Here is a 502-nt window from a genome sequence, read left to right on the forward strand (position 1 = left end):
AACCATATCAAGGCCGTGCTGAGCGGTTTCATAGCTGTGCATCAACAGTAAGGCTGCTGGCCCAACAACAAACGTCTTGTCGTGCACACTTTCTTCAATCAAGTTCCATTCTTTCAGCAGTTTTAGATGTCGATACAAACTGCTTAATGGAACGTTCAATTGTTCGCTGAGTGTTTTCGCAGAGACTGGGAATTGGCTTACCGCAACTTGCATTAATAATTGCAGTGCCTTTTCGTTTACCTGATTAGCGTTGGCTTTGTTTAATGTCATGAGAGAGTTGTAACGTGTTAAAAGATATAGGACAAATATAATTCTTAATCACTGAGAAAAGAAAAATAATTTTTATGAGTAATTCTCACTTAATGAGAAAATGGCAGCGAGCGGTTAAATATTGAAGAAAACTTGAAAAGTGGCTGTCTCACCTTTGAGTCTCTTGCCACTAAATTGGAACTTAAACAATTAAGATTTTGTTTTATTTGCGAGAGTAGGAGGTGTCTCGCAT

The 502-nt window shown here is 38.2% G+C and carries 1 protein-coding gene; it reads right to left on the bottom strand.

Translation table 11 applies throughout. The features are described 5' to 3' along the window. Positions 1 to 270, bottom strand: a 270-nt coding sequence (locus tag R7190_RS31245) for an HTH domain-containing protein (protein WP_318138394.1), incomplete at its 3' end; no start/stop codon positions are given. Positions 271 to 502: the final 232 nt, after the last annotated feature.

Source organism: Vibrio sp. 1078-1, from assembly GCF_033340475.1.